A 20,577-nucleotide genomic window follows, 5' to 3' on the forward strand; every position below is an offset into this window, starting at 1 on the left:
CGAGCATGCCCGGCAAAAGCGCGCGAGGCAAGCCTTGTGGACCGCGCCGGATGAAGGTATCGGGGCCGCTGGAGGAAGTGAGTGATGAGAGTATTCGTCCTGGCCGCGTGCGTGCTGCTGTGCGCCCTGACGGCCCAGGTTCAGGCCCAGGGCCGCGACTGGCAGGTGCGGGCAGTGTGCGACCTGCGCAAGGGAGGCGGCGCCTCCGGGCGCATGAACGAGTGCGCGCAACTGGCCGCCGAGGTGGTGATGCTTCTGCCGGAGAAGGCCGGGCCGGGCAACGTGGCCGTGCTGGCCGAGCTCACCGACAACCTGGAGAAGGCGGGCGTCAAATGGGACGCCCCGTGCCGCGACCAGGCCCATTGCCCGGACTACGCCTACACCCTGGGCTACATGTTCGTGCCCGCCAAGACGCTGAACATAACCAAGGAGAAGACCTTCACGGCCCTGGTCTGCCGCGAGGGCTTCTCGGAGACGCCGCCCGACGACGCGGCCTGCCGCCTGCGCCTGCTCAAGGTGCTGCGCGAGATGGTGGTGCGCGCCCGCAAGGAGGGCAGCGCCCTGGCCGTGATCCGCTGCAGCGGAGGCGAGGCCGAGGCCATCCGGCCGGACGGCCACGGCGTGGCCGGCTACGAGCTGGTCTATTCCTTCGTGCAGCTTCCGGGCACGGCCCACGTCATGGGGGACGACCCCAAGGCCGCCGGGCGCTTCGCGGTGGAGCAGATCGCCGAGCCCGCCCCGGCCGCGTCCCAGGCCCCGCAGGAGAAAAGGGCCTCGGCCCAGCCCCCAAGCGCCCAGTCGGGACCGGCCGCGCTGCCTCCCAAGGTGCAGGAGCCCGCGCGCTCCGGCCCGGGCGCGGCTTCTCCCGTGCCCCCGGCCGGGGCTTCCGACGGGGAGATCATCATGCAGGTGGCCGCGCTGCCGAGCCTGGTGCAGGCCGAGACAGTGGCGGACAGGCTCTCGGCCAGGGGCATCGAATCGAGCTTCGAGCGCGCCGAGGTCAACGGCAGGGAAGTGTACCGGGTGCTGGCCAGGGGCAAGGGCAGCCCGGACGCGTTCAGGCAGAAACTGGCCGAGATGGGCTACCCCGGCGCGATCCTCAGGCGCTGAGTGGCGGGCCTCAAGCAGAACCGGCCGAGGTGTAAGCGATGTTCATACTTTTCTACGCCATGATCCTCCTGTCCCTGGACAGCTTGGCGTTCAGGACCGAGGCGCACGCGTCCGCGCCCAAGGACTGCGTCACGTTCACGCTGGTCTTCGACAGGGACGTGAAGCACATGCCAACGACGCTCTATCTCGACAAGACGGTCGTGGGCGAGGTGGTGCAACGCCCCAAGGGGCACGGCTCGCCCAGGGAGGCCGTGGTCTGCGTGGAGAGGAAGCACGCCCGCCGTTTCGAGGAGGGTACGGTCTGCTTCATCGCCAAGAACCGCCTTCAGCTGTACAACGTCTGGGCCAGGGGCAAGGCCCTGAAGGAGCACGAGACCGTCCCGGCGTTCTCGAGCAAGATCGGCCTTTTCCTGTACGAGATGCGGATATTCCTCTCGTCGGTGGGCAACGCGCTGAGCTTCGGCGAGGCGAGCTCCTGACGGGGGGAGGACGGCGAGGCCGCGCCCACTCGGAGCGCTCCGGGCCGTGCACCCATATCCGCACCCATATTCATCCATAAGTTTAGCCTGGGCCTGTGCCCTTCGCTTGGCCCGTCACCTGTGGCGGCTTCACGCCCGAAACGCAGTGCGGCCCGCTCCACGAAAACCTCGTGGAGCGGGCCGCACTGATATTTTCCATGCCGGGGCCAGGCCCCGCGCGTCAGCTTACTTCTTGGCGCCGCAGCACTTCTTGTACTTCTTGCCGCTGCCGCAGGGGCAGGGGTCGTTGCGCCCGACCTTGGGCTCGGCGCGCTTGACCGGCTTGGCCTTCTTCTCCGTGCCGTCGTCCGCGCCCTGGTACTGCAGGTCCGAGGCGGACTGCTTGTGCGTGAACTCCTCCTCGCGCACCTCGGCCCTGATCTGGAGCCTGGAGAGCTGGCGCACGGTGCTCTCGGCGATCATGGACAGGAGCCCCTGGAACATCTCGAAGCCCTCGCGCTTGTACTCCTGCTTGGGGTCTTTCTGGCCGTAGCCGCGCAGGCCGATGCCGTCGCGCAGGTGGTCCATGTTCAGGAGGTGTTCCTTCCAGTGCTTGTCCAGGGCTTCCAGCAGGAAGTAGCGCAGGATCTCTTCGTAGTGCCCGGGAGCGGCGGCCTTCAGGGCCTCGAAACGGCCCACGATGGCGTTGCGCAGCTCCTCCTTGGGGGGCATGGGCTGATCGGATTCGAGCCTGACGTTGAAGGTCTCCTCCAGCCGCGCCCTGGCGATCTCCAGGGTCTCCTGGTCGGGCTCGTGCTTGGAGAGCCCCAGAGGCATGTAGATGTCTTCCAGCTGGTCGTCGATGAAGTCCAGCAGGTCTTCCTGCGGGTTCTCCGTGTACATGTAGTGGCGGCGGCGCGAATAGATGACCTCGCGCTGCTGGTTCATGACGTTGTCGAAGTCCAGGAGCTGCTTGCGGATCTCGAAGTTGTGGCCTTCCACGCGCTTCTGGGCGTTCTCGATGGCTTTCGAGACCATGCGGTTCTCGATGGCCTCGCCCTCCTGCATGCCCAGGCGCTCCATGATGCCCTTCAGGCGGTCGGAGCCGAACAGACGCATGAGGTCGTCGTCCAGGGCCAGGTAGAAGCGCGACTCGCCGGGGTCGCCCTGGCGGCCGGAGCGGCCGCGCAACTGGTTGTCGATGCGCCGCGACTCGTGGCGCTCCGTGCCCAGGATGAAGAGGCCGCCCAGTTCGCGCACGCCCTCGCCCAGCTTGATGTCCGTGCCGCGGCCGGCCATGTTGGTGGCGATGGTCACGCGGCCCTTGTGGCCCGCCTCGGCCACTATCTGGGCCTCGCGCTCGTGCTGCTTGGCGTTCAGCACGTCGTGGGGCACGCCCGCCTTTTTCAGCATCTGGGAAAGAAGCTCGGACTTCTCGATGGAGATGGTGCCCACCAGCACGGGCTGGCCTTTTTTGTTCAGGGCCTTGAGGTCCTCCACGATGGCCTCGAACTTCTCCTTCTGGGTCTTGTAGATCATGTCCGGGTGGTCCAGGCGCACCATGGGGCGGTGCGTGGGGATCACGGCCACTTCCAGCCCGTAGATCTGCCTGAACTCCACGGCCTCGGTGTCGGCTGTGCCGGTCATGCCCGAGAGCTTCTTGTACATGCGGAAGTAGTTCTGGAAGGTGATGGAGGCGAGCGTCTGGTTCTCGCTCTCCACCTTCACGCCCTCCTTGGCCTCCAGCGACTGGTGCAGGCCGTCGGAGTAGCGCCGCCCGGGCATGAGGCGGCCGGTGAACTCGTCCACGATGACCACCTGGCCGTCCTTGACGATGTAGTCCACGTCGCGGGCGTAGAGATGGTGGGCGCGCAGGCCCTGGAGCACGTGGTGCTGCAGCGAGATGTTGGCCGGGTCGTAGAGGTTCTCGACCTTGAAGATCTCCTCGCAGCGGGCCACGCCCTCGTCGGAGAGCATGATGGTGCGGGCCTTCTCGTCCACGGTGAAGTGGGCGTCGCGCTTGAGCATGGGGATGAGCGCGCTGACCCGGGCGTACATGGCCGTGGATTCCTCGGCCGGGCCCGAGATGATGAGCGGCGTGCGCGCCTCGTCGATGAGGATGGAGTCCACCTCGTCCACGATGGCGAAGTTGAGCTCGCGCTGGACCAGCTGCTCCTTGTAGAACTTCATGTTGTCGCGCAGGTAGTCGAAGCCGAACTCGTTGTTGGTGCCGTAGGTGATGTGCGAGCCGTAGGCCGCCTGGCGCTCCTCGTCGGTGAGGCCGTGCACGATGGTGCCCACGGTCAGGCCCAGGTAGTTGTAGATCTGGCCCATCCAGGCTGCGTCGCGCTTGGCCAGGTAATCGTTGACCGTGATCAGGTGCACGCCCTTGCCCGAGAGGGCGTTGAGGACGGCGGGCAGGGTGGCCACCAGGGTCTTGCCTTCGCCGGTCTTCATCTCGGCGATCTTGCCCTGGTGCAGGACCATGCCGCCGATGAGCTGCACGTCGAAGTGGCGCATGTCCAGGGTGCGCTTGCCCGCCTCGCGCACCAGGGCGAAGGTCTCGGGGAGCATGTCGTCCAGGGCGCCGCCGTTGGCCGCCTCCTGCATGAGCTCGGCCACGCGGGTCTGCATGGCGCCCTGGTCCAGAGCCTGGATCCCGGCTTCGAGGGAGTTGATCTTGTCGACCGTGGGCGTGAGGCTTTTCAGATAGCGATCGTTCTTCGAACCGACGATCACCTTGAGGATGCTTGCGAACATGGAGTCTCCTTGAGTCGAACCCGGGCCTGAGGCGGATCAGATGCCGATGATCTCCAGCCAGTGCCCCACGCCGACCCCTTTGGGGGCGTGCGAGCGCAGCTGGATGACGCAGCCCGAGCAACCGGTGAGTATCTGCTCGCCGGGTTCCGGTCCATAAAAATCGATGCAGCGCCCGGCCACCTGCGAGGAAAGCTCGGGGGCCGAGAGCTTGAGTGATCCGCCGAAGCCGCAGCAGAGGTTCTTGGCGGATTTGGCCACGAGCCGCCCGCCCAGGGCCGCGCGCAGGAAGTCGAGCTCCTGGCCGCCGCCCGAACCGTGGCAGGGCGTGTGGTAGTGGACCCTGGCCGGGGCTTGGGGCAGCACCTCGTAGCGCACGCGCGCCGCGAAATCGGCGAAGGGGGTGAGCCCCGCGAGCCAGGCCTCGGTTTCGCCGGGCTCCCAGCCGAGGTCGCTTGCGGCGTAGGCCCGGAGGCCGCAGCGGCAGGTTGCGCAGAAGCTCATGAGGGCGGGGCGTCCGGCGTCGCGCCAGGCCTTCACGTTGGCCAGGCGCATGGCGTGCTGGGCCTGCTTGAGGCCTGCGTGGCCCAGCGTGCAGCCGCAGCAGGCGAAATCGGGCGCTGGTTCTACCCGGTAGCCCAGCCCCGAGAGCAGGCGCTCGGCCGCGCCGGTCCAGTGGCGCTGCGCGTGCGTGGCCACGCAACCCGGGAACACTACGGCTTTGCGGCCCATACCGCAAGCCTCGAAGGCCGCGGGCGCAAGCCACGGCTGGAGCCTGGTCCCGGGGGCCATGGCCTTGAGCCCGTCCAGCAGGCCGTCGTAGGTCTTGAAGCCGAGCCTCGGGGCGAAGCGCGAGAGCGTGACCATGAACGGCCAGAGCACCCCGGCCTTGGTCATCCAGGCGCTCCAGAGCTTCGAGTCGAGTCCGGGGTGGGCCTGCTTCAAGGACGCGACCATCTCGGGCGCGCACAGCCCGAAGGGGCAGGCCTTCTCGCACTTGCCGCAGCCCAGGCACTTGCCCGCCAGCTCCGCCACGGCCTTTTCCGAAAGCCCGGAGGGCTGGCCCTCGAGGGTGGAGGCCAGCAAGAACTTGGCCTTGGGCGAAAGCTCCTCGCGCCCGGTGGCCGCGAAGAGCGGGCAGGCCTCCAGGCATTTGCCGCAGAGCACGCACGAAGGCCTGGCCGCGCCCGGGGCTCGGCTTTTGTGGGCGCAAAGGCCCGAGGAGGGGGTGTCGAAAGGTTTCATGGTGGGATCGCCGGCGCCGGGGCCCGGCCGGATTTCGCGGCGCGGCGCACGGGGTGCGTCAATAGGCCTTGCCCGGGTTCATGATGCCGTGGGGGTCGAAGGCGGCCTTGACCGAGGCCATGAGCGAAAGCTGGGCGCGCCCGCGCATGCGCTCCATCCAGGGCAGCTTGGTCAGGCCCACGCCGTGCTCGCCGGAGATGGTGCCGCCGAGCGAGATTGTCAAGTCCAGCACGCGCGCTTTTGCCTCGGCGGCCCGCCTGGCCTGGCCCGGGTCGGAGGCGTCGTGCATCACGTTCACGTGCAGGTTGCCGTCACCCAGGTGGCCGAAGGCCAGGATGGTCAGGTCGAGCTCCCGGCCGATCCCGCGGATCAGGCGCACAGCCTCGCCCACGCTGCCGCGCGGCACGGCGATGTCGTCGGAGAGCTTGTCCGGGCCGTAGTGGAAGGCGGCCTGGCTGATCTGGCGGCGCGGCTCCCAGAGGGCTTCCTCGTCCTCGGGGGTGAGGGCTTCCCGCAGAAGCGAGGGGCTGGCCGGCTCCACCGCGCGCGAAAGCCTCGCGAGGTCAGAGCGCACCGCGTCCGCCGAGCCGTCGATGCGCACCAGGAGCGCGGCGCCCGCGCCTGGCGGCCAGGGCGCGTCCGAGATGGCCTCCAGGGCCGTGAGCACCTCCCGGGGCATGAACTCCATGGCCGTGGGCAAAATGCCCGCCGCGAACACGGCCCGCGCGGCGGTGAGCGCCGCGTCCTCGGAGTCGAACACGGCCAAGAGCGAGGCCTGGGCCTCGGGCAGGGGCAGAAGCTTGAGCACGGCCGAGGCGATGAAGCCGAGCGTGCCTTCCGAGCCCACGAGGAGCCGCGTGAGGTCGAGCCCGGCCACGTCCTTGTGGCAGCGCGAGCCGGTGCGGATCACCTCGCCGCCGGGCAGCACCACGGTGAGCCCCAGCACCCAGTCGCGCGTGCAGCCGTATTTCACGGCGCGCATGCCGCCCGCGTTCTGGGCCAGGTTGCCGCCGATGGTGGAGAACTTCGCGCTGGCCGGGTCCGGCGCGTAGAGGAGCCCCTTGGCCTTGCAGGCCTGCTGGAGCTCCGCCGTGACCACGCCGGGCTCGCACTCGCAGACGAAATCGCTTTCCGAAATGTCCAGGATGCGGGCAAGCCTGGATGTGCAGACCACGATGCCCCCGGAAAGGGGCACGCAGCCGCCCACCACGTTGGTGCCGCGCCCGCGCGGGTACACGGGCACGCGCGCGGCGTGGGCGATGCGCAGGAGCTCCGAGACCTGGCGCACCTCCGACGGGCGGACCACCACGGCCGGGGGGGCGGATTTGCGGCTGGCGTCCGCGCCGAAGACGAGCGTCTCCTCGGGGCCCGTGAGCAGGGCGTCCCCGGGGAAGAGCGCGCGCAATTCGGCCAGGACGGAAGCGGGCAGGGATGGGGGCGTCATTGAACCTTGTGCATCACGACAGCATGTATCGAAGCGTGTACCCGAAGGAAGGGTAGGCCCAGAGGATGTCCATGATCTGGTCGCGGGTCAAGCCCATGCGCATGACCAGCGCGGCCGCGTTGACCACCTCCTCTGCGTCCTCGCCCATGTAGCACAGCCCCAGGAGCCTGCCGCCGCCGGGCTCCAGGATGAGCTTGTAGCCCGAGTGGCGGATGCCGAGGCGCGTGAGCTCCGGCCAGGTCAGGCCGGTCTTGCGCCGGACCTCGTGGGGGACGCCCTTGGCGCGCGCCTGCTCCTCGGTGAGGCCCACGCCGCCCAGCGGCGGATGGGTGAAGGTGACGCTCGGCACCAGCGAGTAGTCCGGCCGGACGTGGTCGCCGTGCAGGATGTTGGCCGCCGCCGCGCGGCCCTCCATGGTCGCGGTGGGCGTGAGCTGGCTTCTGCCCGCCGCGTCGCCCGCCGCGTAGACATTGGGGTTGGTGGTCTTCAGGAACTCGTCCAGCACGGGAAGCCCGCCGCTGACGGCGATCCCTGCGGCCTTGAGGTCGAGCGGGTCCAGGTCGGGCACGCGGCCCGCGCCGTGCACGACCATGTCCGCCTCCAGGCGCTGCTCGCCGGTAATTCCCGCGCGCAGCAAGAGCCCGGAGCCGGTCTTCTCGATGGAGTGGGGCGGCGAGTTGTAGACCACCTCCACGCCGAGGGCGTGGGTGGCCCGGCAGAGCTCCTCGGTGAGTTCCGGCTCGAAGCGCTTCAGGCAGCGCCCGCCGCGCACGGCCATCATCACGCGCGCCCCGGCGATGGCGGCAATGTGACTGAATTCCATGGCGATGTAGCCGCCGCCGATGAAGGCGATACGCTCCGGAAGCGTCTTCAGGTTCAGGAAGTCGTCGCTGGTGGAGAGGTGCTCCACGCCGGGGAAGGTGAGCGGCCTGGGCTTCGAGCCCGTGGCGATGACGACCTTGCCCGCCTCGATCTCCTCGCCGTCCACGTCCACGGTGCCTGGCCCCGTGAAGCGCGCCCGGCCGTAGTAGAGGTCGATGCCGGAGGCCTCGTAGGAGCTCTCGGCGCGCGGGGGCACGGAGTCCACGTAGCCCTGCTTGAGGGCGGCCAGGTCCGGCCAGTGGATGGAGACGTCGCCGCGCACGCCGTTTCGCTCGCGCATCTCGCGCACGCGCGCCACGGCGTGGGCCGTCTCGGCCAGGACCTTCTTGGGTTCGCAGCCGCGCAGGGCGCACGTGCCGCCGAAGTCGCCGGACTCGGCCATGGCCACCGAGAGCCCGCCGGACTTGAGGATGCGGGCGGCTGAGCCTCCGGCGGCTCCGGAACCGATGACGAGCACGTCGTAGCGGATGGACATGGGGCCTCCCGGGGCTCTGGACGGTATTTCCCTCGCCCTCTACGCGGTTTGCGCCTCCCGGACAAGCCGCTGCGGGTGTTTTGCCGGGCCGTGGGGGGAAACCGTCACTCGATCAAGAGGATCACCGAGGAAGCGTCGAACATCACCCCGGCCGCGTCGCCGGGCGTAAAACTCAGGGTGTCGCCGCCGTTGGCCGAAATGGAGCAGATGCGCGTGCCGTCCTCCAGCGTCACGGTCACTTCCGTTGCCAGGCGGCCCTTGATCACCTCGCTCACCACGCCCGTGAACCTGTTGCCCGCGCTGGTGGCGGCCGCTTCGTCCCTCCCGGTGAGCACCACCCAGGGGGCCTTGACGATGGCCGTGGCGTAGGACCCCACGGCCAGGCCCATGTTCCTCACGCTTCCGTTGGTGATCACGCTCAAGACCTTGAAGCCGCCCAGCGTGGTCAGCTCCACCTCGGACTGGATGTCCCCGCGCCTGACCGCCGTGACCTTGCCGAAGAAGGTGTTGCGCGCGCTGGTCTTGCGCGAGGTCTCCTTGACGATCTGGCGCTCCACGATGCGCTTCATCTCGTCGGATGAGAAATCGAGGAAGTTGGCCACCAGGTTGGCCGTGGTCAGCCCGAGCACGTTCTGCACCACCTTCACGGGCATGCCGCCGCGCAGAAGCTCGATGGCCCGCGAGCGCCTGAGCACGGTGGGATTGCAGAGCTCCCGGGGCAGGCCGCAGAGCGCGCCGACCTCCTGGAACTTGCGGCGCACGTGGCCCTGGTCCATGCGGAAGATTTCGCCCCCGAGCCCGGCGTTCCATGGGTCCGTGACGAAGTCCTTGATCTCCTTGATCGCGTCTTCGGGAAGCTGCACCTCGCGCTGCGAGCCGTCCTCGTTCTTGAAGCGGATGGAGCCCGTGCGGAAGTCGATGTCCTCCCGGTCGTCCAGGGCCAGGGTTTCGCCGAGCTTGGACCCGGCCGTGCGCAGCACAAGAAACGCCAGCCAGACGCGGCCCCTGGCCCGGCGCGTGGACGGCCCTCCAGCGCTGTCGCGCCAGGAGCGGAAGCAGCGGGTCAACTCCTCCAGTTGCACGGAGTCGAGGTGTTTCACCCCTTCGGCCACAGGCGGCCCCGGGGTGCGGGCGGATGTTTTCATCGAGAAAACCTGCTAAAGGTTGTCCATTGATTCTGAGATTATACGCCGGGCAGGCGTTTGGCAACGTCCGGCGGGCAGGGATCGGAAAAATGTCACGATTAAAAATTTTTTCGTGACAAAAAAGCCGAGGCATGCGATTGGGAAATCGCGGGGCCGAAGGTGCGCCAGGCGTCCCCGGATGGGGGCGCGGGCGGTGGAGGCCGTATGGAGATTCTGGTGGCCCTGGACGATTCGGTGTTTTCCGAAAAGGTGCTGCGCTGGGCCGTGAGGGAGGCCAAGCTTCACGGCGCGCGGCTGACCTCGGTCACGGTGGTGGAGGGGCTCATGCAGATCGAAGAGCTTCTGCCGGACATGGCCGGGTTGGCCAGGATGGCGCTCGTGAGCGAGGCCGAGAAGATCGCCGGGCGCAACAAGGGCTACGCCCTGGCCGAGGGCGTGGACATGGACGCCCTGGTGGTCTGCGCGCAGACCGCGGCCGAGGGCATCCTGGACGAGGCCAAGCGCATCGGGGCGGACCTGGTCGTGCTCGGAAGCCACGGGCGCAAGGGCATCAGGCGTTTCGTGATGGGCACGGTGGCCTCGCGGGTGATGCGCCATTCGCCGTGCACGGTGGCCGTGGTCCGTTAGTTCAAAGGGGCCTCACGAGGGCGCGGCGGCACGCGGGGCCGGGACGCGCGAAACAACGCAGGAGGGAGTCATGCAATTCCCCGTGTCCGGAGTGGAGACGTCCGTGTTCGTGCCGCCCCTGGTCGCGCTGTGCGTTTCGTTCTTCACGTCCATGGGCGGCGTCTCGGGGGCCTTCCTGCTGCTGCCCTTCCAGATGAGCGTGCTGGGCTACACCTCCCCGTCGGTCAGCGCCACGAACCAGGTCTACAACATAGTGGCCATCCCCAGCGGGGTGTACCGCTACATCCGCGAGCGCCGGATGGTCTGGCCGCTCACCTGGGCCACGGTGATCGGCACCATGCCGGGCGTGTTCCTGGGGGCCTACATCAGGGTGCGCTGGCTTCCCGACGCCAAGGACTTCAAGCTGTTCGCCGCGCTGGTGCTGCTCTACATCGGCCTGCGCCTCGTCTACGACACCTACCTGCGCAAGACGCCCCCCAAGGCTCCGGCCTGCGCCGTGCCCGGCAACCCCGGGGACTTCACGGTGACCGAGACCGCGTTCTCGCTCACGCGCGTCTCGTTCTGCTTCCAGGGCGTCACCCACGGGTTCTCCACCCCGGGCGTGTTTTTCATGTGCTTCTTGGTGGGCATCGTGGGCGGCACCTACGGCATAGGAGGCGGGGCGATCATCGCGCCGTTCTTCGTGGCCTTCTTCGGCCTGCCCGTGCACGCCGTGGCCGGGGCCGCGCTCATGGGCACGCTGATCACGTCCGTGTGCGGGGTGACCTTCTACCAGATGATCGCCCCGTGGTACCCCGGGATGGCCGTGGCCCCGGACTGGACGCTCGGGCTGCTCTTCGGCCTGGGCGGCTTCGCCGGGATGTACCTGGGCGCGCGCTGCCAGAAGCTCGTGCCAGCCAAGTACATCAAGACGATCCTTTCGGCCTGCATCGTGTTCATGGGGGTGAAGTACGTCATCGACTACCTGAAGTAGCTTGCCTGGCCCGCGCGGCCAAGGAGGCTGCCGTGAACCTGTTTTCGCCGGAAGCGGTTCTTGGAGCGGTGCGCTATGCGGGAGCGGTCCTGACGCACAGGCGGGTGGAGGTGGCGGGGAGCTGCCTTCAGTGCGGGCGGTGCTGCGAGAGCCTGTGCATCCAGATGGACGGCGGGTTCATCGAGTCGATGGGGCACTTCCAGGAAGTGAAGGAGCGCGACGGACGCTACGAGCGCTTCGAGGTGACCGGCCGGGACGCGGCCGGGTCGCTGATCTTTCGCTGTACGATGCTCGATGGCGGCAAATGCGCCGACTACGCGGGCAGGCTGGAATTCTGCCGCGACTATCCCACAGCTAATTTATACTTTCTGGGGCAGAACCTGCTGCCTGGATGCGGGTACAGGTTCGAGCTCAGGTAGAGGGGGGACGGATCAATACCTCTCCCTCTCCCTCTGCGCCTCCCGATCCAGATCCCTTTCCTTCAGCGTATCCCTTCTATCGTGCACGTTCTTGCCGCGCGCCAGCCCGATTTCCAACTTCACGCGGCCGCGCTTTAAATAAAGCTTCAACGGCACCACGGTGAGCCCTTTCTGTTCCACCTTGGCTTTCCAGGCGCGGATTTCGTGCTCGTGCAGAAGCAGTTTCCGGTCGCGTTCCGGTTCGTGCTGGGCGTAGCCCGCGTTCTCGTACGGGCTGATGTGCAGCCCGCTCACGAAGGCCTCGAAGTTGCCGGTGAACTTCACGTAGCTGTCCTTGAAGTTGACCTTGCCCGCGCGCAGGCTCTTGACCTCGGAGCCGGTGAGCGCGATCCCCGCTTCCATGGTTCCGAGTATCTCGTAGAAATGCCTTGCTTTCTTGTTGAGGGCGATGATCTTGACGGCCTCGCCGGCTTTCGAACTCACTGTGAGGGCCCTTCTTCGGAATCCAGCAGCGAATAGAAGAACGACAGCTGGTCCGGGAATTTCTGGAAGATTGTCTCGCGTACGAGTTGGTTCGTCCTGGCCACCGTGGGGCTGTCCAGCACCTGCTTGAGGAGCTTCTTGCAGTCGTCCATGGTGGTCTGGCGGATGATGTGCTTGATGCCTGGGATGGTCTGCGGGTTCAGGCTGATGGCGTCGATCTGCATGCCCATGAGGATGGGCACGCAGAACGGGTCCGAGGCCATCTCGCCGCAGAGGTTGCACTCGATGCCCGCCTGGTGCGCGGCGTCCACCACGTGCTTGATGGAGCGCACCACGGCCGGGTGCAGCGGCTGGTACAGGTAGGACACGTGCCGGTTGGTTCGGTCGATGCCCAGGGAGTACTGGATGAGGTCGTTGGTGCCGATGGAGAAGAAGTCCACCTCGCGGGCCATGATCTCGGCGGTCATCACGGCCGAGGGCAGCTCCACCATCATGCCCACGGGCATGCTGGTGTTGTAGGGCAGGCCGTCGCGGTCGAGTTCCGCCTGGCATTCGCGCAGGAGCTTGAGCGACTGGCGCAGCTCCTTGAGCCCGGAGATCATGGGGAACATGATGGAGACGTTGCCCACCACCGAGGCGCGCAGGATGGCGCGGATCTGGGTGCGGAAGAGCTCGCGGTGGCGCAGGCAGAAGCGCACGGCGCGAAGCCCCATGGCCGGGTTCTGCTCCTCCAGACGGCCGAAGTGGGCCATGAACTTGTCCGCGCCCAGGTCCAGCGTGCGCAGGATCACCCGCCTGGGGGCCAGGATGTCGGCCAGGTCGAGGTAGTGCTCGAAGAGCTCCTCCTCGGTGGGCAGGCTGGTGCGGTTCAGGTAGGTGTACTCGGTGCGGAAGAGCCCTATGCCGTCGCCGCCGTTGTCGATGACCTGGGCGACCTCCTCGTAGAGCTCGATGTTGGCCTTCACCTTGAAGCGGTAGCCGTCCAGGGTCTCGCCGGGCAGGTGGCAGTTCTTGATGATGCCCGCGCGGTAGGACTCGAACTGGTACTTGAGGTCGCCGTAGCGCGCGAGCTCGTCCTCGTCGGGCTCCACGATGACCGTGCCCTTGAGCCCGTCCACGATGACCAGGTTGCCGTCCTGGACGTTCTCCTCGAGCCCCCCCGCGCCGACCACGGCCGGGATGCCCAGGGACTTGGCCAGGATGCCCGCGTGGGAGGTCTTGCCGCCCTGCACCGTGGCGAAGCCCATGATCTTGTCCACCTGGAGCTCCACGGTGTCGGCCGGGGTCAGGTCGTGGGCCAGGAGCACGGCGCGGCTGCCCAGGGCCTTGAAGTCCACCTTCTTGCCCATGAGCTGGCCGCGCACGCGGTCGGCCACCAGGCGCACGTCCTGGAGGCGTTCGCGGAAATAGGGGTCGTCGAGGGCGTTGAAGGCCTCCTCGATGTCGGCGAGGGCCTTTTCCAGGGCCCATTCGGCGTTGATCTTCAGCGAGGCGACGTAGTTGACGGCCGAAAGCTGGAGCTTGGGGTCGCTCATGATCATCAGGTGCGAGTCGATGATCAGGGCGTGCTCCTTGAGCTCGGCCGGGACGCGCTCGCGGATGGCGGCCAGCTCGGCCTTGGCCTGGGCGAAGGCGTCGCTCAGGCGCTTGGCCTCGGCGTCCACCTCGGCCGGGTCGCCGCCCAGGGACTGGCGCGGAACCTGCCCCAGGACGGAGCGGTTGATGAAATAGGCCTTCCCGATGGCGATGCCAGCCGAAATGGGGATGCCGGGGAGAGTTGCCAGGGCCATGCGCGGTGCCTTCCTTGGTTATTGGAAGCGGTTCTTGAACATGTCCGCGAGCATTTCCACGGCCGGACCGGCGTCGCCGCCCCTGGCGCGCAGCTCCAGGTTGGAACCGTGGCCCGCCGCGAGGGTGAGGATGTCCAGGATGGACTTGGCGTCAACCTGCTGCGTGCCCATGGAGATGGTGATGGAGGCCTCGAAACGCTGGGCCGCCTGGGCGAGCTTGGCGGCCGGGCGCGCGTGCAGGCCCTGTTCGTTCATCACGCACACGAGGCGCACCTGCTCGTCGGGCGCGCCGGGGTTCGTTTCGGCTGGGGAGAGTGATTCGGGCATCTGGGTCACCGTGCAAAACCGCGCTATGGTATACGAATCCAGAGAAAAAACAAACCGGCGGCGATGGCGGCGGCCACCAGCACCTCCCGGTTCAGCCTGAGCCTGCCCGAGGCGTAGGCCAGCCCCATCACCGAGGCCACCCCCCCTCCCCACGCCAGCGGGTCCATTTCCCTGGGCCAGACGAGGGCCCACAGGACGACGAGCAGAGCGGCGTTCAGCACCTTGAGCCGCCGGCCCCAGTTGACCAGGTCCCAGTGGCGGATGCTCGTCAGCGCCGCGAACCCCTGGCGGTAGCCAAGGATGAACGTGCATATCTTGAAGGCGTTGAGCGCCAGAAACAGGAGCGCGCCAAGCGAGAACGCGGCCCATGTCTGCCCGGCCGCCAAGAGGCAGGCCGTGGCCAGGGCCCAGAAGACGGTCAGGCTGCCCCCGAAAAAGGAGTCCCCCACGGCCGAGAGCGTGAAGACCACGGTGCTCTTGACCTGGTCGAGCATGGCCTCGGGAAACTGCCTGCGGGCGATGCGCGATTCCAGGGCCAGGAAGATGCCCACGAGGAAGGGCGTCCAGAACGGGTGCGTGTTGTAGATCTTCAGGTAGCGCTTCCAGGCCCTGCGGCGCTCCGCCGGGTCGGGGTAGAGCGCGTCCAGGGCCGGTTCCAGGGCCAGGGCCAGCCCGATGGTCTGGAGCCCGCGCGTGTTGAAGGCCGCGCCCACGAAATAGCAGCGCAGGTAGGTGCGGATGAGGATGTTCGCGTCGAGGGCGCCTGGGCTCTTCATGATGTCTTTTGTCTTTCGGGGCCTGGGCCCTTGGGCGGTTGTGGCAAATGCACAGGGAAATGACAAGTCCGGCCCGGATGCTTGCCCTTGGCCCCGGGTAGCGTGTAGGGTGCGCTAACGCCTTACATTATCAGACTTTGGGAGTAGCAGATGAGCGGGGCGGACGCCAAATCCATCAAGGAAGACATCTCCCGGGCAACGAACTACGCCCGGCGGTTCATGGCCATGGAGGCGCTGAACGCCTCCGCGAGGGCGTTCGAGTCCTACGCCTCCAGCACGGCCATCATGGGCAGGGCCAAGTTCGAGCTGGAGATACTGCTCATGGACATGCTGCGCGAACTCGAGCTGGTGCCGGACATCAAGGCCCAACTGCGCGCCCCCTTCAAGTTCAACCGGGGGTCGGAGAAGAAGTTCGCCATGGCCCTGGCCGCCCTGGCCATGCACCTGGAGAAGGCCGCGAAAAAGGCCCAGGAATCGGCCGACGAGGAGCGCTCCCGGCGCATCGGCAACGCCTTCGAGAAGGCCGCCGACGCGCTGCGCGAGAAGAACCTCCCGGCGGCCAGGCGGATCCTGAACACCGTGTGCGAGCAGAACCCGGCGGAACCCGGCATCTTCACCAGGGCGGCGGCCATGCTCGCCGAGGCGGGCCTCGACTCAGACGTGATCCCCTTCGCCCAGAAGGCCATGGAGTTGAACCCCAAGGACGCCCAGGCCTACGGCCTGGCCGTGGAGGCCTGCAAGCAGATCGGCGAGCTCTCCAAGGCCGAGGCGATATTGCGCGAGGCCCTGCGCAGCTTCGGGGCCCACCCCAAGACCTACGTGTCGCTGGCGCGCGTGCTCTACCAGATGGGCAGGTGGGACCAGGCCTACGACGCGGCCCGCGCCGCCTGGGACCGCGATTCCAGCTTGGCCGAGGCCAAGGAGATCCTGGACCTCACCGAAAAGCGCGTCATGGGTTAGCAGCCTGCCCATAAATCCCCGCTGGCGATGTTGCATCAAAAAAGTCAAACTCTCGCGTATGTGAAATACGCGTCGGGCTTGACTTTTTCTCGCGCCTTGCCAGCCTGGTTTCCAGGCAGGCTGCCAGAATTTGCTGCTTCGGCGGACCGTCAGCGGATGAGCCGCCTGCGCATGGCCCGCACGGCCAGCGGGTAGAACGCGGCCGCGAAGAGCGCCAGGTAGAGCGCGTTGCCCACCGTCCCCCATCCGGCCCGCCCCAGGCAGAGCGCCCTGCTGGCCTCGGTCAGGTGGTAGAGCGGCAGGAGCCGCGCGAGCCCCGAGGCCCAGCCGGGCAGCCCGTCCACCGGAAAGAAAGCCCCCGAGAACAGGAACATCGGCGTGATGAAGAGAAAGATCGGCAGGTTGAACATGTCGATGGTGGGCGTCACGCCCGTGATCCACATGGCCGCGCATCCGAAGGCCAGCCCCCCGACCACCGACAACGGCACCAGCCAGAGCCCGCCCGGCAGGTCCACGTAGCCGAACAGCGAGATCACCGCGCCCATGAGCACGGTCCCGGCCGTGGCCTTGGTCGCGCCCCAGAGTATCTCCGCCGTGATCACGTCCTCCAGGGAGAGCGGCGTGGCCAGCATGGCGTCGAAGGTCTTCTGGTAGTACATGCGCACGAACGAGGCGTAGGTGTTCTCGTAGAAGCTCTGCCACATCACGGAAGCGGCCAGCAGGCCCGGGGCGATGTAGGCCGTGTACTCCACGGCCCGGCCGTCCAGGGTGATGGCGCCCACCATGCCGCCAAGTCCCGCGCCGAAGGCCAGGATGTAGAGCGCGGGCTCGGCCAGCGGCGGGATGAAGTTCACCTTCCAGGTGCGCATGTAGACCATCAGGTTGCGCGCCCAGACCCGCCACAGCCGCCAGGAGAGATTCGAAAGTATGCTTTTCATTCCCTGAGCTCCCTGCCTGTGAGGCGCAGGAAGACGTCTTCCAGCGAGGAGGGCCTGGCCGTGTAGCGTCCGCCCTGCGGCAGGGCCTGCCTGAAGGTTTCGAGTTCGCCGAAGGATTCCGCGAACACCAACACGCGCCTGCCGTGGTCCTCCACGTCCAGGCCCGAGGCCGTCGCCGTGGCGCGGGCCTCGTCGTCCGGGTCGATCAGTTCGAGCACGGCCGCGCCCGTGTGGGAGTTGATGAGCTCCTGGGGCGTGCCGCGCACGAGGTCGCGCCCGTGGTCCATGATGATCAGCTCGTCGCAGAGCGTGGCGGCCTCTTCCATGTAGTGCGTGGTGAGCAGGATGGTCATCCCGCGCTCGCGCAGGTCCCTGAGCCGGTCCCAGAGCTGGTGGCGCGACTGGGGGTCGAGCCCGGTGGTGGGCTCGTCCAGGATCAGGAGCTCCGGGCGGTTCACCAGGCACCTGGCCAGCATGAGCCGCCTGGCCATGCCGCCGGAGAGGTCGCGCACGTCGGCCGCGGCCTTGCCTTCCAGGGCGAAGAAGGTCAGCAGCTCGGCCGCGCGCTTCCTGGCCTCGGAGCGCGAAAGCGCGAAGTACCCGGCGAAGACCAGGATGTTCTGCTCCACGGTCAGGTCCGGGTCCAGGGTGTTGTCCTGCTGGCAGACCCCGATGCGCGCGCGGATGTCGCGCCAGCGGGTGGCCACGTCCAGGCCGAACACCCGGAGTTCGCCCCCGGTCTTGGGCGAGAACCCGTAGATCATGCGGATGGTGGATGTCTTGCCCGCCCCGTTGGGGCCGAGCAGGCCGTAGACCTGGCCGCGCCTGACGCGCATGTCCAGCCCGTCCACGGCGGTGAAGCCCCCGTAACTCTTGCGCAGGCCCACGGCCTCTATGACGTCGTTCATCCCGCCTTGATAACCCATCGCGGCAGGTTTCGCCAGCGCCGCGCGCACGGCGGGGGCTCCGCGTATTGTCTCCGGGATATGAAGGTGGTATTTAATTTAATTGGGGCTTCGCCGCCCCGCCAGAGCTCTTCCCCAAGGAAAAAACACGCCGAGATGAAGCAATTGCTCAAGAACAGGATTGATGTCCCCCTCGTCTACCTCAAGGTGGCCGAGGGCGGCGTCTACCCGGAGGAAACCCTGGTGCAGACCGTGCTCGGCTCCTGCCTGGGCGGGGTGTTCCACGTGCCCGGGCGGGGCATCGGCGCGTTCTTCCACGCCTTCCTGCCCCGACACCTGGACTACGAGCAGGCGGGCGGGGCCACCCCGTTCAAGTACGTGGACACTGCCTTCGAGTACGTGATGCGCGAGCTGGCCATGCTGGGCGTGCGCCCCGGGGCCGTGCGCGTGAGCCTCGTGGGCGGAGCTTCGGGCTTGGTGGACGAACAGAGCGGGGTGGGGCGCAAGAACGTGGAGGCGGCCATGGAGGCCCTGGACAGGCTGCGCATCCGCCCGTTCCACGTGGATACGGGCGGGGAGAGCGGGCGCAAGGTCTATTTCCTCACGTCCACGGGCGAGATGAAGATCGTGGTGCTCGACCCCCCCGGCTCGCGCCAGTGCGCCTGGAAGCCGGGCGTCAGGAACCGCAGGGAGGGCTAGCGGTCCGAGGCCCGGGCGTCCTCGATGACCGCCTGGGCGAAGGCGCGCTTGTTCACGTAGGTCATGGCCCCGATGAAGCGTTCGGCCGCCTCGAGGCTCGCGGTGGCGTGCAGGTGCACCTGCTTGCCCGAGATGTGCTCGTTGTTCTGGTATTCGAGCACGTAGTAGATCAGGTAGCGCGTGAGCGTCCTGAAGATGGCGATGCTTTCGAGGTGCGTCTTGTTCTGGGCCTCGGGCTCCAGGCAGTCGCTGGCGGCGTGGTAGAAGCTGAGGAGCCTGCCCTTGAAGCTCACGGAGCGGTCCCCGCGCGTAAGCCTGTAGCGGCGGTTCTTGCCCAGGTTGGTCGAATTGATGTCTTTTTCGCGCAGCGTGCGTATGAGGTCGAACATGGAGGCTCCAGGGGCCGGCAGGCCGGCGGCATGATTAGCGCGCGCGGCGTGCTTAGGCAAGAGCCCGGCGGGGCTTGCCAGGCCGGGCCGCGTGAGTGAATAAGGAAAGCCATGCGAGGCAAAGGGCCGTGAAGATCCCCCCTTACGAATCAACGCCGTCCGCCGAGCGCGTGCGCGCGCCTCGGCCCGAGGCCATGGGGCCTGACACAGGGGTGCGCGTCAAGGCCTCGTCCGTGGCCGTCGATCCCCCGAGGCCGGACGTCAGGCTGTCCGACGCGGGGACACCCGCTGAACTCTCCGGCAAGGGCCGGATCGTCCGGCTGATCGCCTGAGCGCCGCATCGCGCGAAAGCCGAATCCCCGGCAGCCGAGGAGTCGTGATGAAAGCTTCCAGGATGATCGCCCTGCTCGGGGCCGCGTCCCTGATCGGCACGCTGCTGGCGCTCTACGTCGCCCACCAGGAGCCCGCCCCCAAGATCCAGCCGGCCCCGGCGGCCTTCACCGTGTCCCAGGGCAGGGCCTACTTCGTGGAGAACCGCCACGCGGGCAAGCTCTACGTCATCGAGGGCGAGGTGACCAACAACCTGGCCGAGCCCCGGTGCCTGATCGCTATCAAGGCCTCTCTTCTGGACGATGGCGGCGGCCTTGTGGCACAGGAGTTTCCCGTGGCGGGCCTGACAGCGACCGTCTCCGGGCTCAAGTTCCTGGACTGGGAGGAACTGCGCGCAAGCCTCGTCCCGCCCGGAGCGGACCCCTGCGGGGCCACCCGGCTCGCGCCCGGGCAGGCGGCGCGTTTCATGGCCGTGTTCCGGGATCCGCCGGACAAGGCCGCCTCGTTCTCGCTGAGCGTGGCGGGCTCTCAATAGCCTAAGATTCTGGGGGGATGACGATGTTCACGAGCGTGGAGCGGGAAGCGAATCTGTTCACCCGCAAGATGGCCATGTTACGCAAGAGGCCGCACATCCCGGCCCAGCTTCTGGACTTGGTGGAGGCCGTGTTCCCGGCCCAGAACGAGGCCCGCGCCAACGCCCGCGTGGCCTTGCCCGGAGAGGGCGCGCTGGCCTCGCTGGACAGGGTCGCCCTTGGCGCGCAACTTCTGCCCCGCGCCCTGTTCAGCTTCGACGAGGAGCAGGCCGCCGGGCTCTTCGAGCGCTTCGCCGCGCTCCTTTCCGGCATGGGCGGCCCCATGGCCCAGGCCGCCGCGGTGGTGCTCGAAGGCGGACCGGAACTCCGCGCCAGGGCCTTCGCCGCGCACCTGCAGGCCGACGGCGCCTTCTTCGAGGAGTTCGCCAAGCGCACTCCCCAGGCGCCCAGGGCCCTGGCCTTCCTGGCCCAGTCCTCCATGACGCCCTCCATCATGGCCCTGGCCGAGGCCGTGAGCCGCTCCCTGCCCGAGGGCCGCACCTGGGACCATAGCTCCTGCCCGGTCTGCGGCAGCCTGGCCTTCCACAGCTCGTTGCGCACCAAGGAAGGCCAGCGCGTGAATTCCTGCTCCTTCTGCCGGGCGGACTACCGCGTCACCAGGCTCATGTGCGCCTGTTGCGAGGAGCGCGACGCGGCCAAGCTGCCGTATTTCACGGCCGAGGAAGAGGAAGGCTACCGCGTGGAGACCTGCGAGACCTGCAAAGGCTACATCAAGCTGACCGACTTCCGCGACCTGGACCGCCCGAGCCTGCCCGCGCTGGACGACGTGGAGTCCCTGACCCTGGACATCCTGGCCGTGCGCAAGGGATTTTCGCGGCCCACTCCGTCCGCCTGGGGGTTCTAGGCGGCGTC

At 67.6% G+C, this 20,577-nt stretch carries 22 protein-coding genes; 10 read left to right on the forward strand and 12 right to left on the reverse strand.

Annotation, left to right across the window (positions count from 1 at the left end; all coding sequences use genetic code 11):
* Nucleotides 1-84 precede the first annotated feature (84 nt).
* The gene (locus ACZ5V4_RS14580) at nucleotides 85-1,110 is read left to right on the forward strand and encodes an SPOR domain-containing protein (RefSeq protein ID WP_464315593.1); all 1,026 of its coding nucleotides are present in this window, start codon (nucleotides 85-87) and stop codon (nucleotides 1,108-1,110) included.
* 38 nt (nucleotides 1,111-1,148) lie between these two features.
* Nucleotides 1,149-1,589 carry a hypothetical protein gene (locus ACZ5V4_RS14585; protein WP_464315594.1) on the forward strand — a complete coding sequence of 147 codons (441 nt, stop codon included), beginning with the start codon at nucleotides 1,149-1,151 and terminating at the stop codon, nucleotides 1,587-1,589.
* Nucleotides 1,590-1,814: 225 nt separating this feature from the next.
* Here the strand turns inward: ACZ5V4_RS14585 and secA are convergent, their stop codons facing one another.
* The 5 genes from secA to ACZ5V4_RS14610 all read right to left on the reverse strand — a co-directional run bounded on the left by secA (nucleotide 1,815) and on the right by ACZ5V4_RS14610 (nucleotide 9,516).
* Nucleotides 1,815-4,328 (reverse strand): preprotein translocase subunit SecA, encoded by a 2,514-nt coding sequence (gene secA / locus ACZ5V4_RS14590; protein ID WP_464315595.1) that lies wholly within the window; start codon nucleotides 4,326-4,328, stop codon nucleotides 1,815-1,817.
* Nucleotides 4,329-4,364: 36 nt separating this feature from the next.
* The gene (locus ACZ5V4_RS14595) at nucleotides 4,365-5,570 is read right to left on the reverse strand and encodes a (Fe-S)-binding protein (RefSeq protein WP_464315596.1); all 1,206 of its coding nucleotides are present in this window, start codon (nucleotides 5,568-5,570) and stop codon (nucleotides 4,365-4,367) included.
* A 58-nt stretch (nucleotides 5,571-5,628) separates the two neighbouring features.
* Nucleotides 5,629-7,014 carry an FAD-binding oxidoreductase gene (locus ACZ5V4_RS14600; protein ID WP_464315597.1) on the reverse strand — a complete coding sequence of 462 codons (1,386 nt, stop codon included), beginning with the start codon at nucleotides 7,012-7,014 and terminating at the stop codon, nucleotides 5,629-5,631.
* A gap of 13 nt (nucleotides 7,015-7,027) precedes the next feature.
* Nucleotides 7,028-8,371 carry a dihydrolipoyl dehydrogenase family protein gene (locus ACZ5V4_RS14605; protein WP_464315598.1) on the reverse strand — a complete coding sequence of 448 codons (1,344 nt, stop codon included), beginning with the start codon at nucleotides 8,369-8,371 and terminating at the stop codon, nucleotides 7,028-7,030.
* 104 nt (nucleotides 8,372-8,475) lie between these two features.
* Nucleotides 8,476-9,516 (reverse strand): TOBE domain-containing protein, encoded by a 1,041-nt coding sequence (locus ACZ5V4_RS14610; protein ID WP_464315599.1) that lies wholly within the window; start codon nucleotides 9,514-9,516, stop codon nucleotides 8,476-8,478.
* A 204-nt stretch (nucleotides 9,517-9,720) separates the two neighbouring features.
* Between ACZ5V4_RS14610 and ACZ5V4_RS14615 the strand changes: the two genes are divergently transcribed.
* From ACZ5V4_RS14615 to ACZ5V4_RS14625, 3 genes are all read left to right on the forward strand, one after another.
* Nucleotides 9,721-10,143, forward strand: a complete 423-nt coding sequence (locus tag ACZ5V4_RS14615; protein ID WP_464315600.1) for a universal stress protein — start codon at nucleotides 9,721-9,723, stop codon at nucleotides 10,141-10,143.
* A gap of 70 nt (nucleotides 10,144-10,213) precedes the next feature.
* A complete protein-coding gene (locus ACZ5V4_RS14620) occupies nucleotides 10,214-11,116 on the forward strand; it encodes a sulfite exporter TauE/SafE family protein (RefSeq protein ID WP_464315601.1) in 903 nt (300 codons plus the stop codon).
* Nucleotides 11,117-11,148: 32 nt separating this feature from the next.
* Nucleotides 11,149-11,535 carry a YkgJ family cysteine cluster protein gene (locus ACZ5V4_RS14625; protein WP_464315602.1) on the forward strand — a complete coding sequence of 129 codons (387 nt, stop codon included), beginning with the start codon at nucleotides 11,149-11,151 and terminating at the stop codon, nucleotides 11,533-11,535.
* A 12-nt stretch (nucleotides 11,536-11,547) separates the two neighbouring features.
* Here ACZ5V4_RS14625 and smpB read toward each other — a convergent pair whose 3' ends face one another.
* From smpB to ACZ5V4_RS14645, 4 genes are read right to left on the reverse strand one after another with little or no spacing between them, the layout of a single operon-like run.
* Nucleotides 11,548-12,018, reverse strand: a complete 471-nt coding sequence (smpB, locus tag ACZ5V4_RS14630; protein WP_464315603.1) for an SsrA-binding protein SmpB — start codon at nucleotides 12,016-12,018, stop codon at nucleotides 11,548-11,550.
* The gene (gene ptsP / locus ACZ5V4_RS14635) at nucleotides 12,015-13,808 is read right to left on the reverse strand and encodes a phosphoenolpyruvate--protein phosphotransferase (RefSeq protein ID WP_464315604.1); all 1,794 of its coding nucleotides are present in this window, start codon (nucleotides 13,806-13,808) and stop codon (nucleotides 12,015-12,017) included. Before ptsP ends, smpB begins: the two co-directional genes overlap by 4 nt.
* 18 nt (nucleotides 13,809-13,826) lie before the next feature.
* A complete protein-coding gene (locus tag ACZ5V4_RS14640) occupies nucleotides 13,827-14,135 on the reverse strand; it encodes an HPr family phosphocarrier protein (protein ID WP_464315605.1) in 309 nt (102 codons plus the stop codon).
* Nucleotides 14,136-14,158: 23 nt separating this feature from the next.
* Entirely contained in the window at nucleotides 14,159-14,911 is a 753-nt protein-coding gene (locus tag ACZ5V4_RS14645) for a PTS system mannose/fructose/sorbose family transporter subunit IID (RefSeq protein ID WP_464315606.1), read from the reverse strand.
* A gap of 150 nt (nucleotides 14,912-15,061) precedes the next feature.
* On the opposite strand from ACZ5V4_RS14645, the gene ACZ5V4_RS14650 reads away from it, so the two are divergent.
* Nucleotides 15,062-15,871 carry a hypothetical protein gene (locus ACZ5V4_RS14650; protein WP_464315607.1) on the forward strand — a complete coding sequence of 270 codons (810 nt, stop codon included), beginning with the start codon at nucleotides 15,062-15,064 and terminating at the stop codon, nucleotides 15,869-15,871.
* A gap of 149 nt (nucleotides 15,872-16,020) precedes the next feature.
* On the opposite strand, the gene ACZ5V4_RS14655 is transcribed toward ACZ5V4_RS14650, so the two are convergent.
* Entirely contained in the window at nucleotides 16,021-16,809 is a 789-nt protein-coding gene (locus ACZ5V4_RS14655) for an ABC transporter permease (RefSeq protein ID WP_464315608.1), read from the reverse strand.
* Nucleotides 16,806-17,717 (reverse strand): ABC transporter ATP-binding protein, encoded by a 912-nt coding sequence (locus ACZ5V4_RS14660; protein WP_464315609.1) that lies wholly within the window; start codon nucleotides 17,715-17,717, stop codon nucleotides 16,806-16,808. Before ACZ5V4_RS14660 ends, ACZ5V4_RS14655 begins: the two co-directional genes overlap by 4 nt.
* A gap of 153 nt (nucleotides 17,718-17,870) precedes the next feature.
* Between ACZ5V4_RS14660 and ACZ5V4_RS14665 the strand changes: the two genes are divergently transcribed.
* Nucleotides 17,871-18,413, forward strand: coding sequence for a chemotaxis protein CheD (locus ACZ5V4_RS14665; RefSeq protein ID WP_464315610.1), 543 nt, complete (start codon nucleotides 17,871-17,873; stop codon nucleotides 18,411-18,413).
* Here ACZ5V4_RS14665 and ACZ5V4_RS14670 read toward each other — a convergent pair.
* Nucleotides 18,410-18,802 carry a hypothetical protein gene (locus ACZ5V4_RS14670; RefSeq protein WP_464315611.1) on the reverse strand — a complete coding sequence of 131 codons (393 nt, stop codon included), beginning with the start codon at nucleotides 18,800-18,802 and terminating at the stop codon, nucleotides 18,410-18,412. The two genes, ACZ5V4_RS14665 and ACZ5V4_RS14670, sit on opposite strands and share 4 nt — an antisense overlap.
* Nucleotides 18,803-18,930: 128 nt before the next feature.
* On the opposite strand from ACZ5V4_RS14670, the gene ACZ5V4_RS14675 reads away from it, so the two are divergent.
* From ACZ5V4_RS14675 to ACZ5V4_RS14685, 3 genes are read left to right on the forward strand one after another with little or no spacing between them, the layout of a single operon-like run.
* Entirely contained in the window at nucleotides 18,931-19,134 is a 204-nt protein-coding gene (locus ACZ5V4_RS14675; protein ID WP_464315612.1) for a hypothetical protein, read from the forward strand.
* 47 nt (nucleotides 19,135-19,181) lie between these two features.
* Nucleotides 19,182-19,667 (forward strand): DUF3426 domain-containing protein, encoded by a 486-nt coding sequence (locus tag ACZ5V4_RS14680; protein ID WP_464315613.1) that lies wholly within the window; start codon nucleotides 19,182-19,184, stop codon nucleotides 19,665-19,667.
* Between the two features lie 17 nt (nucleotides 19,668-19,684).
* Entirely contained in the window at nucleotides 19,685-20,569 is an 885-nt protein-coding gene (locus ACZ5V4_RS14685) for a formate dehydrogenase accessory protein FdhE (protein WP_464315614.1), read from the forward strand.
* Nucleotides 20,570-20,577: the final 8 nt, after the last annotated feature.

The sequence above is a fragment of the Fundidesulfovibrio sp. YSD1 genome (assembly GCF_055397115.1).

Coding starts and splice junctions, on each gene's coding strand:
- ACZ5V4_RS14680 (WP_464315613.1), top strand. CDS start 19,182: ATGAAAGCTTCCAGGATGATCGCCCTGCTCGGGGCCGCGTCCCTGATC.
- secA (WP_464315595.1), bottom strand. CDS start 4,328: ATGTTCGCAAGCATCCTCAAGGTGATCGTCGGTTCGAAGAACGATCGC.
- ptsP (WP_464315604.1), bottom strand. CDS start 13,808: ATGGCCCTGGCAACTCTCCCCGGCATCCCCATTTCGGCTGGCATCGCC.
- ACZ5V4_RS14580 (WP_464315593.1), top strand. CDS start 85: ATGAGAGTATTCGTCCTGGCCGCGTGCGTGCTGCTGTGCGCCCTGACG.
- ACZ5V4_RS14595 (WP_464315596.1), bottom strand. CDS start 5,570: ATGAAACCTTTCGACACCCCCTCCTCGGGCCTTTGCGCCCACAAAAGC.
- ACZ5V4_RS14660 (WP_464315609.1), bottom strand. CDS start 17,717: ATGAACGACGTCATAGAGGCCGTGGGCCTGCGCAAGAGTTACGGGGGC.
- ACZ5V4_RS14655 (WP_464315608.1), bottom strand. CDS start 16,809: ATGAAAAGCATACTTTCGAATCTCTCCTGGCGGCTGTGGCGGGTCTGG.
- ACZ5V4_RS14640 (WP_464315605.1), bottom strand. CDS start 14,135: ATGCCCGAATCACTCTCCCCAGCCGAAACGAACCCCGGCGCGCCCGAC.
- ACZ5V4_RS14620 (WP_464315601.1), top strand. CDS start 10,214: ATGCAATTCCCCGTGTCCGGAGTGGAGACGTCCGTGTTCGTGCCGCCC.
- ACZ5V4_RS14670 (WP_464315611.1), bottom strand. CDS start 18,802: ATGTTCGACCTCATACGCACGCTGCGCGAAAAAGACATCAATTCGACC.
- ACZ5V4_RS14645 (WP_464315606.1), bottom strand. CDS start 14,911: ATGAAGAGCCCAGGCGCCCTCGACGCGAACATCCTCATCCGCACCTAC.
- ACZ5V4_RS14610 (WP_464315599.1), bottom strand. CDS start 9,516: ATGAAAACATCCGCCCGCACCCCGGGGCCGCCTGTGGCCGAAGGGGTG.
- ACZ5V4_RS14600 (WP_464315597.1), bottom strand. CDS start 7,014: ATGACGCCCCCATCCCTGCCCGCTTCCGTCCTGGCCGAATTGCGCGCG.
- ACZ5V4_RS14650 (WP_464315607.1), top strand. CDS start 15,062: ATGAGCGGGGCGGACGCCAAATCCATCAAGGAAGACATCTCCCGGGCA.
- ACZ5V4_RS14615 (WP_464315600.1), top strand. CDS start 9,721: ATGGAGATTCTGGTGGCCCTGGACGATTCGGTGTTTTCCGAAAAGGTG.
- ACZ5V4_RS14685 (WP_464315614.1), top strand. CDS start 19,685: ATGACGATGTTCACGAGCGTGGAGCGGGAAGCGAATCTGTTCACCCGC.
- ACZ5V4_RS14605 (WP_464315598.1), bottom strand. CDS start 8,371: ATGTCCATCCGCTACGACGTGCTCGTCATCGGTTCCGGAGCCGCCGGA.
- ACZ5V4_RS14665 (WP_464315610.1), top strand. CDS start 17,871: ATGAAGCAATTGCTCAAGAACAGGATTGATGTCCCCCTCGTCTACCTC.
- ACZ5V4_RS14585 (WP_464315594.1), top strand. CDS start 1,149: ATGTTCATACTTTTCTACGCCATGATCCTCCTGTCCCTGGACAGCTTG.